Origin of the sequence: Vibrio sp. 10N.222.46.A1 (genome assembly GCF_041473595.1) — a bacterium.
Lineage (GTDB): Bacteria > Pseudomonadota > Gammaproteobacteria > Enterobacterales > Vibrionaceae > Vibrio > Vibrio tasmaniensis_A.
Genome location: NZ_JBFRSN010000247.1, coordinates 1 through 12,012, shown reverse-complemented (window position 1 = coordinate 12,012; position 12,012 = coordinate 1). Strand labels below are relative to the sequence as shown.

The window sequence follows — 12,012 nt, the reverse complement described above, 5'->3', positions numbered from 1 at the left end:
CTTGGTTGATATTCGAGTTCTCGATCATTTCGTGGTGTCTTTTGAAGATGTGGTGTCGTTTGTGGAGCGTGGTTGGATATAGCCATTAGTGAAACATGTCTCTCATTTACGCCTATTCTGGCGTGAATGACTTCCTCATCATAATGCTATAAACTGTAAGCAATTAAATAAGGTTTCTACTATGTCTGAATCAAGCAAAGTCACATTAAGCGTTGAAGAGCTGATCAACCTAACCGCTCATGCTGCCACTCAAGAGCAGTTAAATGATACGCGTAAAGAACTCGATCAGAAGATCGAAGCGGTTCGTCATGAGCTTTCAGATAAAATCGACACAGTTCGTAATGAAGTGAGTTCCCTTAAAAATCTCATTATTGCAACAGCCTTCGCTATGATTGCGACGGTAGCCGGTGCCGCGTTTTGGGTTGGCAGTCATATCAACGTTTAATATTCAAATATGTTTTCTTAAATGCCTCTTATCCTAGAGGCATTTTTTTTGTCCGAACGCTTCAACGCTCGCGCTAAAAGAATTTGAGCCAAAGGCTCGACCGCAAGCGGTCGCCAATACCGCTCTCAGTACCACAGTACGCCCATTTGCTCTATGTTTGATTCTATTGCTTTTTCATGGTGTCACTTTGTGGGTTTGTGGCTGATAGGTGGCTTTTTATGATGAAACCATTACTTTACCTTTCTTTGCTATCGCCGTGTTTCGGTTGGGCTTTTTGCTTTGATGAGGCAGGGAGATTTTATAATGTCGATCCACAGCTTTTAAAATCCATTGCAACGGGGCTTTGTTGCGTAATTCAATGGAACTAAATCAAGAACCTACGATCTGATCAGCTACCACCACTCTCTCTCGTAGCCTTATGCCTAAACCTTGTTACAAAACAACCAACTGGAAGCAATACAACCAATAGCTCATTAACCGTGGTTCTCTGACCTTCTGGATCGATGAAGAAGCAATAAGTGGGTGGGCGCAAAGCAAACAGAATAAGCGCGGGAGGCCACGTCGGTTCAGTGATTTAGCTATTACGACAGCACTCATGGTGAAACGAGTTTTTTCTATGCCACTGAGAGCGCTGCAAGGATTTATCGACTCGATATTTAGGTTAGCCCATGTGCCGTTAAGTTGTCCGCATTACACCTGCATCAGTCGTAGAGCCAAGCAAGTTGAGGTCTCATTTAAGACTAAAGCGAGAGGAGCGATACAACACCTAGCCATTGATGCAACTGGCCTTAAGGTTTATGGCGAAGGTGAATGGAAAGTCAAAAAACACGGGACGGATGGCAAGCGGAGAGTCTGGCGAAAGCTGCATATTGCAGTTGATACAAGCACTCATGAGATCATTGCCGCCGAGCTAAGTTTATCAACGGTTACAGATGGTGAAGTACTCCCGAACCTACTGAAACAAACACGTCGAAGCATCCTTGAGGTGTCTGGTGATGGCGCTTACGACACGAGAGCGTGTCGCGCTGCTATTAAGATGAAGCGAGCCGTTGCGCTTATTCCCCCAAGAGAAGGGGCAGCCTTCTGGGAGCGTGGTCATCCTCGAAATCTCGCCGTGGGTTGCCAGAAATTATACGGCTCAAATAAGTATTGGAAAGAGCGGTATGGATACTACAAACGTTCATTGTCAGAAACAGCGATGTATCGAGTTAAACAGTTGCTAGGAGGACGATTGAGCTTAAGAAATTACAATGCCCAGGTGGGTGAAACTTACGCGATGATAAAAGCGTTGAACAAGCTTACTGGCTTAGGTATGCCTGAAACTTGTCGTATTGATTAAGAAATACGCGAAACGGGGTTGTTCTATCTTTAAATTTAATTACGCAACAAAGCCGTTTATTAGTTAAAACTACTGAAACCCAAAATCGCCGAACGTTAACTGTCTCATTAAGCAATTTGTTAGCGGCTGATTCTGGGATATTAGACCAGCCAACCCATACGTGAGCCTTGGGTTGAAAATATCGTCATTATACATGTTAGTTGGCTTGAGTTTGAATTTTACCGTCGAAGGTTCATCTGGATCCTATGCTTGACTGTTCTATATAAACTAAGAAAGGTAGCTAACTCTTGCTTGGGTATAGTTATTTTAAATAATTTATCTATTAATAATTTAAGGTATTACCTCCTGTCTGAGAATATTTTTACTGACAGGGAGCATGGCTAGCTCCAACAATTAAGGTTAAATCAATGCGATAAGTGGGTATAAAAGGAATTTCGATAATGGCCAAGAAAAATATTTTAATGGTTACCATCTAAAGCATAACCCTCTATTAACGCAAAGATTAGGATAACGCAAAGATTAGGATGGTTAGCTATTGGATTATATTGTTTAGCGACTGCTGTGTCATCCGTTTGGGTTAACTATTCATTCTCGACTTTTAATTCAGAGGCATTAATATTTTTTACTGTATTGGTTGCTCAGCTTTCATTCTTTACATTAGCGAAAGAAAATTCAGTTCTCAACTTTAAAATGAAATGAACTAACGCGAGGTAGCAAACATGATTTCTGAACCATCTCAAAAATATACACCAGCATCTATTGTATCTAATCCGGAACGAGTATGGCCTAGCAAGCGACTTGAATCAGCACCTCGTTGGTGCTCAACCGACCTACGGGATGGAAATCAGGCCCTAGCTAACCCTATGGATCACGATAGAAAACTTATGTATTTCGACCATCTTGTGCAATGTGGTTTCAAAGAAATCGAAGTCGCGTTTCCTTCTGCGTCAGATGCTGAGTTTCAATTCGTCCGTAAGCTAATAGAAAAGGACCACATACCTGATGATGTTTGGGTTCAAGTAATTACTCAGGCACGTCCGGATCTGATTCGAATGACGATGGATTCTTTGAGAGGAGCAAAACAGGCAATTGTTCATGTCTACAATGCCACCGCTCCCGTATTTAGGGATGTGGTTTTTCGAAATTCAAAAGAAAAAACCATTCATCTTGCTTTAGACGCTGTTGAATTGATTAAGCAGTTATGTGAGGAACAACCGGAAACTACATGGTGTTTGGAATACTCTCCGGAAACCTTTTGCTTTACAGAGCTTGAATTTGCCTTAGAGATCTGTGAAGCAGTAAAAGACTTATGGTGCCCTAATGAATCCAGACAATTAATACTAAACCTACCGACTACGGTTGAAGTCAACACTCCGAACGTGTTTGCCGACCAGATCGAACTATTCATTAGAAATTTTAGCGATCTCAATAATGTAACTATCAGTATCCACCCACACAATGACCGCGGTACTGGCGTTGCTACTGCTGAACTTGGTGTTCTTGGTGGCGCTCAGAGAATTGAAGGCTGTTTGTTCGGCAATGGTGAAAGAACAGGGAATGTTGATTTAGTAACACTGGCCATGAACCTATATAGCCAAGGTGTTAACCCAAACATTAAGTTTGAAAATATCAAGAAAACCGTGGAAGTAGCTGAATATTGTAATCGAATTCCGGTACATCCTAGGCACCCATATGCGGGTGAGTTGGTCTTTACGGCATTTTCAGGTTCACATCAGGATGCCATTAAAAAAGGGTTTGCAAAGCGGTTTGAAACGGGGCAAGTCACTTGGGATGTCCCATATCTACCAATTGATCCCATTGATATTGGTTGTGCTTATGAAGAGGTAATTCGGGTAAATAACCAATCAGGTAAAAGTGGTGCAGCTTGGCTCATAGAGCAGAACCACGGATTGAGGCTTCCTAGGTTACTACAAATCGACTTCAGCGAAAAGGTTAAATCATTTACTAACCACTCAGGTTGCGAAATGAACCTGAATGAAATTTGGCGGCTATTCCGAGAGTCATATGGCGTTTTAGATAAACCAGATCTTCAACTGATAGATTATGAAAGCAAGTCTGAATCGGGTGAGCTATGCATCAGTTCAACTTTAAATCACAAGGGGCGCAGAGTTGATGTTGAAGGGCTTGGTTCTGGAATCATGAGTGCTTTGGTTAATGGCATAAAACAAGCCTTCGATATCGATATAAATATCAAAGATTATTCTGAGCATACGCTGGGGCTTAGTACTGAAAGTAGAGCCGTCACTTACGTTGAGATCCAATCCAATTTACAGCTGAGTTACTTTGGCGTCTCAATTAATAGTGACTCATTAAAAGCTCTTCTGCAGGCTACTCTAAATGCGGTTTCTTCATTTTTGGATCAGGACGAATCCTTTAATCGGCTCGACTAAGCAAGGCCTTCTTTTTAATACACACTGAGTTTGGAAATTATGGAAAAAATCTTAAATATCCCTTCAGAGAATTGGACTAGCCCAACTAGTTTTGACCCTGGCATCGAACAGATCATTATCGAAGACACCCTAGATACTGAAAAGAAAACTGGGATAAGAACTCGCTTTGTTCGCTTTAACCCTGATGCTGGGACCAAGGAAGTATTTCTTCATGATTACCATGAAGAGGTATATCTGGTTTCGGGTGACCAAATTCTTCTCGATAAAGACACCTTAGAATTAAAGCATAAATACACAGCAGGTGAATACTTTATAAGACCAGCAGGTACTCATCATGGACCGTTCAAAAGCTACGACGGGTGTGTCCTTCTAGAAATTCACTATTACTAAACAAATAAACTAACAAGGCAGTTGAAAGGGAACATAAAATGGCTTATCAATCACACGCAAATTCATGGGAACAACGAGCGACAATCCGGACAAGACCAAGACGCATTATTGAGGATGATGAACTTTCATTTTACCCAAAGGAAAGACAGCCATTGTGCTTTGATCCGGTAATTGAGAAGTTGGGTTTAGAGGTACAAAATACGATTTTGCTTCAAAGCCTATACAAATATATCAATGATATTGTAATTTTTGAGACTGAAATTGTTAACAAAACGGCACTAGATATTGCTAAAGGTCGTTTTCCTTTTGAGTTTTCATTCGAGGCTAGATATGACGCAATGTCAGTTGTTATTGATGAAGACTACCACGCATTTGTTGCAATGGATTTCCAGAATAAGATGGAACAACAAACTGGTTCAAAGCCCTTTCAGGTATTTAATGAAATTGAGCTTAGTCGAGCAATCCCGAAAGCAATCGCCTCATTAGATGACGCTAACCATAAAGCCGGCGTTGAACTGATTGCTGTGGCCATCTCTGAGAACACTGTAACTTCTGACGTTGCTGCTTTTGCTAGTGACGACAGTGTTAAGCGCTCAATTAAGGGTCTTATGGCAGATCATCTTGCAGACGAAGGTCGCCACTCAAAGTTTTGGACAGAGCTAGTCAAGATTTACTGGGCCGAGATTGATGAATCATCTCGATTGGCTATTGGGTCTGCATTGCCAAAATTTCTTGAAGAATATCTTACAAATGATATCCAGAAAGAATTTGATACAGCGTTGATCAACCAACTATCCCTTCCAGGTGTCGTTAAAGCTAAAGTACTTGAAAACCTTGTTGGTGGGTACCCTATTACTGGACAGCACCCTATGGTTGCAAATATCCGCCGATTCCTAATTGCGTCAGGCATTTTTGAGCACGCACCGACCCGAAATCTTCTTGCCCAATATTCATAGATCATGGAAAGACAATGAAACTTTATTCTATTGCACTTGATAGCAAGTGTCCTTGCTCGCATGAACTAGCCAATCTTATTTACGAGCTTGGTCATAATATTATTTCATCAAAACCCGACGAAACTGTTTCTGAAACTGAAGACTCAATGAAGGTCGATTTCACTCTTAAGCGTTACCATCCTGATGACATCGATTTAGGTTCAAGGTCGTCAGTGTATATTAGCGTGGCTCATGAGAGTGATAATGAACAATACATTGTTTCTACATTAGCACCATTTGACGGGCAGTTGGTGCTAATTACTAAGTCAGTCATAAAGAACGGATTCACACATAATGGGGCAGATATTCACAAAGAAATTTGTACAGTTGTAGAACAGTGTGTTTCTTTGACGCTCACACGCTTGTCACAAGGTTTAACCAAAGATAACACAATTCCTAGTGATGAATTAGTGCACTATTCAGAGGTTGACCTTCATGAATTAAAATTTTGGCACAAGTCTAATGAGACGATCGAGAACGGAAAGTATTATCAAGGTTTATACGAAGCTTATGAAAATACGGTTATGTTGTTCCCCCAAAAGGCAGCGGTCAAATTTGGTGATACCTCGATCTCTTACAAAGAGCTGGAAGGTAAGGTTGAAAGATATGCGTCAAATATTCAAAATCTCCTGTATTCAGGTAGTTGTGCAGAACAACAAGTCATAGCAATCGCATTACCAAAGTCCATCGAATTATATGCAACGATTCTGGCAGTGTTAAAACTAAATGCTTGTTATGTGCCCATCGACCCCGAGTACCCAGAAGACCGAATTAAGAACATATTGAAAGGCTCTAAACCTCAATTATTAATTGGAGCGTTAAATTTTGAGACAGAAACGCGAGCTACTTCAATAGATGCCCTAGAGCAAAATATTGATATCGGAACAACAGCGACGTCGTTTAAATACGAAGAAAACACAAGTCAAAATGCTGTGATGATCTATACGTCAGGTTCAACGGGTGTTCCAAAAGGCGTGCAACTCACTCATCAGAATGTGGCTCATTTCTGTCACTGGTATATCACAGAAACGAATCTATCATATGATTCTCGTTGTCTTCAGTTCACAACAGTTTCCTTCGACGCATCTCTATTAGATATCTTCCCTACATTTACAACTGGGGGGACACTTATTGTACCTTCATCAGAGCAGCGACATGACTTCGAACAACTAAACAATTTAATCTTAGAAGAGTCAGTCACACACTGTTTCATACCACCAGCAATGTTATCGGCAATGCCGCAGTGTTCATGGCCATCTATGGAATACATCATCACCGGTGGCGATGTCTGTGACAGTGCAGCGATCGATCATTGGTCCGGACAGTCAAATTTGGTCAATATATATGGGCCTACTGAATGTACTGTGCTGGCTACCTTTAAACGACTAGATCAAGGCTGCAATAACAAAGTCATTGGACAGCCAATCAATAATACTCAGGTTTACCTGATTAATGAAAAAGGCGATCCTTGCCAGACTCTGGAGCAAGGTGAGCTGTATATAGCAGGGAAAGGAGTTGGGCCTGGGTATGTACGAGATATTATTCAAACTAATGAACGATTTGCCCCGATTGAATCGAACTCAAAAGCAGGCAAAACGTATCGCACGGGTGATATTTGCTTTTGGGACAATAATGGTGAAATTAACTTTATTGGTCGTCGGGACAATCAGCTTAAAATTCGAGGATTTCGAGTTGAGCTTGGTGAGATAGAAAACACGATTCTTCGATTAGACCTTTACACTGGGTGTGTAGTTATAGCCGACGATAAAAAACAGATCAGAGCTTTTGTTAAAGGTCCGAAATCTAATGTTTCTACCGACCAATTACGTGTTGAGTTGGGCGAATGCTTACCAGATTATATGATGCCAGTATTAATCAAAGAGCTCCAAGAATTTCCTTACACGGTCAACGGTAAAGTTGACCGTAAAAAACTTGCAGAATTCAAAGTGCGTTCGGTTGGTACCACCAAAGATGAAGTTTGGACTAAATTACAAACGGAATTGAGAGAAATATGGGCTGAATCACTCGACGTTGACCCTGAGGACTTATCTCTGAATTCATCGTTTTTTGATATGGGAGGTCATTCATTACTTGTATCAAAAATGCTCCTCACGGTAAGGAATACCTACGAAGGAAGCTTTACATTAGCTCGCTTCATGGAAAAACCAACGATCGAAGCACTAAGCAAACTTTTAACGTCGGACCACCTCACGAAAGGGGCGCAGATTTCAGACCGAATATATGCAGATTTGGTACTGGATCAAAAAATCGCCCCCTTTACTGAAGAGAATCTTAACGCATTTAATCCCCGTGCAGTTTTATTAACAGGGGCTACAGGATTTTTAGGTGTTCATATTTTGGAGCAATTGGTTCAAAAGACTGATGCGATTATCTATTGCCACATCCGAGCAAGCTCTCAAGAATATGCACTCAAGAAACTGGCTGAAAATTATAGAAAATTCGGGGTCAATGACTTTAATCAGAACCCTCGAATCAAAGTGGTATGTGGTGATCTAGCTGCCCCGCAGCTAGGTCTAACTGACAGCGACTACCAAATGCTATGCGGAAATGTTGATGTCATTTATCACAACGGTGCGCAAGTGAATCATATCTATGATTACACTTATCTTTACAATGCTAATGTTCGCTCGACCATCGATCTACTACGTATGGCTTGCACTGGTCAGCAGAAGCAAGTGGTCTATGTCTCAACATTAAGTGCTGCAAGTAATCTAAATGAACAAGGACACATTGTGGAAGAGGGGCCAGCAGGGCAGCTACCGGCTTTCGTAAACAATGGATATAACCTCACCAAATGGGTTTCTGAACAATTGGTTTGGCAAGCTTATGAACGAGGCGTCCCAATAACACTTGTTCGACCAGGGAACATTACTGGGCATTCTCAAACTGGCCATTGTTTCCCTGACCAGAATCGAATTTTGTTGCTATTAAAGGGGGCTGCACAAATGGGGGTCGCCCCAAATTGGGATTTACAGTTCGATCTGTGCCCCGTCGACTTTATCGCCCAAGGTCTTGTGGAAGGTTCATTAGATAAAGTTAAACATACACCTGTTCTTCACTTTCATAACCCGAAACCACTAACTTGGAAACAATATGTGGGTCGGCTAAATCATCATGGGATACCAATTAAATTTATATCGGATGATCAGTGGAGAAGCATGCTGCTAACACTAGATGAATCAAATGCTTTATATCAAGTAGTGTCATTTTATCTCGATGAAAATTCAGAGGATATTGGTGACATCTCAAATATAGATTATAAAAAAACCTTAAACCGTTTAAATCAATCTGGATTGGATTATCCGGAAAAAGACAACAAGTTGATTGACGCCAATTTAGGGTATCTCATTTCAAGCGGATTTATTGCAGAAACTGTAAACATCAAATCAGTAACTTCATAAACCCAAGTAACCTGTAATTTTCAGATATTTTTCAGTTTTAATACCTTAAGGATATATAGATGAATTATTCAGAAAAACGCTCAACACTAATTAATGTTCCAAATACAAAGACCATTAGTACCCCCGTTACTATTAAAGCATCGGCTGCTGAGGTTTGGTCAATTGTGGGAGATTTCTCAGGCTTCCATAAATTTGTTGATGGATTAGAACGAATTGAAATGACTGGCGAAGGGGCACGTTCCGTTCGTAAAAAGTTATTTGAAGATGGGCATGTCGTTATAGAGCAGCTCAATCACCGTGATGAACAAAGTATGCTAATGGACTGGAGCTTGATTTACACAAATATGGATATTGGAAATCTATGGTCATCAATGCGTGTTAATCAGATCGATAATGACCACTGTGAAGCTATCTGGGATATTGCCGGTGAACCTTACAATAACGAAACCAACCAAACTGATTTTGAATCGTTTGTCGAAGGCTTTGCCCGAAGCTGTTTGAATAACGTTAAAGAAATCGCTGAATCCACGAAAGCAGCATAACAAAAGCCAAAAATAAAAACCAGATGGGTTCTATACCCGTCTGGTAGGGAGAAAACATGGAAAATACTATATGTCATCGACACTTCTATCCTGCCATTCCTCAAACAAAAACCTTAAGAATGGAAAAGAAGATTGAGGCTCCAGCCGGTGTTGTCTGGAGTGTTGTAGGAAACTTTTCAAGATTTGACCGATTCACTGATGGGCTAAATAAATGCCAGATGATAGGTGAAGGATTAGGTCAGGTTAGGGTTAAGACATTCGATTCGGGTGATTATGTTGTTGACCAAATCTCGTTTAGAGATAACTCCAACATGAAAATGCACTTCAATATAATTTCCACTTCTCTGAACCTCAGAAACCTTTGGGAGCTCATGAGAGTTGAAGAGCTTACTGATTCGTGTTGCAAGGTAGTGTGGGAAATGGCAGGAGAGCCAAAAACAGGGGCTCAACAGGAACTGGAAGTATTTTTATCGGACTTTGCTAATGCTGCGTTAGCTAATGTCGAAAGCATTTGCAGTGAAAGGTTAAATGAGGTCAGTTCATGAGCACTTTATGGTTTTTAGCTGCCATTGGGGTGCCTTGTATTTGGGGTATCTATGTTGCTGATATGACCAGTAACCTTCTAGCTCTGAAAGTTGAGCCGAGTGACATTGCCACAGAGCATTTTTCACTTATGAGTCAAACTCCTTTGGCACAGGAAACCCAAATTAAAGTTCATCTAGATAATGAAGTGCTTTGTGATAAAGCAAATGGCGAAAAATCAATACTGGAGTTGGCCGAAGATGCTGGTGCTTACATCAACTCAGTATGTAGGAATGGTTTATGCGGCGCATGTGTGGTTAGGGTGGAAGGGAATACTCGAGGAGGATGTACCGACGTATTAGAAACGCATAGTATCGAGAAAGGGATAAGGCTCGCTTGTTGCACTTATCCAATTGATGATTGTTCTGTGTTCAGTGATACGTCACTTTCTTGAACCAGACTTGGGAAGGCAACGAATGAGTTTGGTGAAATGCTAGTACGCTTCTTAAACATTGTGCTGAAAGCACTGTGGCTATCGTAACCAACTGCTACTGCTGCATCCGTAACAGAATAGCCACTAGCCAGTAACTCCATACTTTTAAGTATCCTAAAATGTCTGAGCCATTCTCCAAAGCTCAAACCAGTCTCTAAGTGGAATTTACGGGAAATAGTTCGTGCCGACACATTCAGTGAGAGCGCAACATCGGCTAGTTCCCAGGGGCGCTCTAAATGAGCGGTCACACGTTTACAGAAAGATTTAAGTTCTTTCGATGAAGGCATGGGTACATTAAAGTCTGTGAGGTGAATTAAGCGCAACTCATCAAGAATAAGTTCGTTGATACGTTCTTCGCGTGAACCTGTTGTAAGATTATCAGAGAAATCAGAAGCTGCATTAATCAGCTCTCTAAGCAGCGGGTTAACTTGAAATATACCTAACTCATTACCAAGATCAGCACGTGCTAAGGGATCTATGAAAAGAGTTCGTACTTCAACTCGGCCTACCGCGACTAAGCTGTGAGGTACCCCTGCTGGAATCAGCAGGCCCCGAGATGGAGGAATGACCCAACAATTATCTTTGGCATAGACTCGAATTGCCCCTTCCAGTATGTGTAAAACCTGAATAACCTGATGGTCATGAACAGGCTCTTTAATACCGTTTTGGTAGGTGTACTTAATAGCCCGAATTGGTTTTTTGGGTCTGTCAGTTTGGTAAAACATACTTAATTCAATCAGAAAATAAAATTCATCTTAAAAAAGGGTTATTGATACGCAAGATGTTTTATATTCACTTTTGCTATAACTAAATCAAAGTGATGGAATGTTCAAATCTATGAAATGCACGCCCATATTTCCATTTATTACTGCTGTCGAAACGTTAGAATTCGATGGCATTCCTATTGTTTGTCTTAAATGTCATTTTGACCCTATCTATTATTCGGATACCTTAGCAGTAAAACTGTTAGGGAGGGACTTATACAAGAAAATATCAGGCTCAGTACATAATAGAAAGGCAGAATTTTTGGCTGGTAGGGGACTGGCCATTTCAATATTAAAGCAGCTCGAACATACGAATACGATAGTTGGTATTGGTAATCAAAGAGCACCTGTATGGCCTGAAAGTGTAAAAGGGTCCATAAGCCATGCCGACCAAGTAGCAGTTTGCGCTATTTGTAGAGACAGTTTGTATAAACGAATAGGCATTGATATCGAATCGCTGAATGCTGAAGTTTCGGAAAGCTTGAAACAATCAATTATAAGCCCGCCCGAAATAAATCTATTAAATAAATGTGGTTTTGTTAAGTCAACTGCATTCTCTTTAGCTTTCTCGGCCAAAGAGAGCCTATTTAAAGCCATCTTTCCTGAAGTTAATTACTATTTTGATTTTGATTCAGCAACTCTTACCTATATAAATACAAATGAAAAAACACTTAAAATATCTTTAAATG

At 40.8% G+C, this 12,012-nt stretch carries 11 protein-coding genes; 10 read left to right on the top strand and 1 reads right to left on the bottom strand.

What is annotated here, in order from left to right:
- Nucleotides 1–181 precede the first annotated feature (181 nt).
- The 9 genes from AB4496_RS08445 to AB4496_RS08405 all read left to right on the top strand — a co-directional run bounded on the left by AB4496_RS08445 (nucleotide 182) and on the right by AB4496_RS08405 (nucleotide 10,520).
- A complete protein-coding gene (locus AB4496_RS08445; RefSeq protein WP_102258136.1) occupies nucleotides 182–445 on the top strand; it encodes a DUF1640 domain-containing protein in 264 nt (87 codons plus the stop codon).
- Nucleotides 446–917: 472 nt separating this feature from the next.
- The gene (locus AB4496_RS08440) at nucleotides 918–1,784 is read left to right on the top strand and encodes an IS5 family transposase (protein WP_240798315.1); all 867 of its coding nucleotides are present in this window, start codon (nucleotides 918–920) and stop codon (nucleotides 1,782–1,784) included.
- A gap of 719 nt (nucleotides 1,785–2,503) precedes the next feature.
- A complete protein-coding gene (leuA, locus tag AB4496_RS08435; protein WP_048666152.1) occupies nucleotides 2,504–4,195 on the top strand; it encodes a 2-isopropylmalate synthase in 1,692 nt (563 codons plus the stop codon).
- A 39-nt stretch (nucleotides 4,196–4,234) separates the two neighbouring features.
- Nucleotides 4,235–4,585 carry a cupin gene (locus AB4496_RS08430; protein WP_048666151.1) on the top strand — a complete coding sequence of 117 codons (351 nt, stop codon included), beginning with the start codon at nucleotides 4,235–4,237 and terminating at the stop codon, nucleotides 4,583–4,585.
- Between the two features lie 38 nt (nucleotides 4,586–4,623).
- Nucleotides 4,624–5,541 (top strand): diiron oxygenase, encoded by a 918-nt coding sequence (locus AB4496_RS08425; RefSeq protein WP_102258137.1) that lies wholly within the window; start codon nucleotides 4,624–4,626, stop codon nucleotides 5,539–5,541.
- 14 nt (nucleotides 5,542–5,555) lie between these two features.
- Nucleotides 5,556–9,002 carry an amino acid adenylation domain-containing protein gene (locus AB4496_RS08420; RefSeq protein WP_102258138.1) on the top strand — a complete coding sequence of 1,149 codons (3,447 nt, stop codon included), beginning with the start codon at nucleotides 5,556–5,558 and terminating at the stop codon, nucleotides 9,000–9,002.
- Between the two features lie 59 nt (nucleotides 9,003–9,061).
- Nucleotides 9,062–9,544 carry an SRPBCC family protein gene (locus AB4496_RS08415; RefSeq protein ID WP_080968033.1) on the top strand — a complete coding sequence of 161 codons (483 nt, stop codon included), beginning with the start codon at nucleotides 9,062–9,064 and terminating at the stop codon, nucleotides 9,542–9,544.
- Between the two features lie 56 nt (nucleotides 9,545–9,600).
- Nucleotides 9,601–10,089 carry an SRPBCC family protein gene (locus tag AB4496_RS08410; protein WP_048666148.1) on the top strand — a complete coding sequence of 163 codons (489 nt, stop codon included), beginning with the start codon at nucleotides 9,601–9,603 and terminating at the stop codon, nucleotides 10,087–10,089.
- Nucleotides 10,086–10,520 (top strand): 2Fe-2S iron-sulfur cluster binding domain-containing protein, encoded by a 435-nt coding sequence (locus AB4496_RS08405; RefSeq protein ID WP_057620393.1) that lies wholly within the window; start codon nucleotides 10,086–10,088, stop codon nucleotides 10,518–10,520. The genes AB4496_RS08410 and AB4496_RS08405 overlap by 4 nt, the downstream gene beginning before the upstream one ends.
- Here AB4496_RS08405 and AB4496_RS08400 read toward each other — a convergent pair.
- Nucleotides 10,472–11,284 (bottom strand): helix-turn-helix transcriptional regulator, encoded by an 813-nt coding sequence (locus AB4496_RS08400; protein WP_080968032.1) that lies wholly within the window; start codon nucleotides 11,282–11,284, stop codon nucleotides 10,472–10,474. The genes AB4496_RS08405 and AB4496_RS08400 overlap by 49 nt on opposite strands.
- Before the next feature lie 100 nt (nucleotides 11,285–11,384).
- Between AB4496_RS08400 and AB4496_RS08395 the strand changes: the two genes are divergently transcribed.
- The coding region (locus tag AB4496_RS08395) for a 4'-phosphopantetheinyl transferase (protein ID WP_372130807.1) at nucleotides 11,385–12,012 on the top strand (628 nt) is incomplete at its 3' end.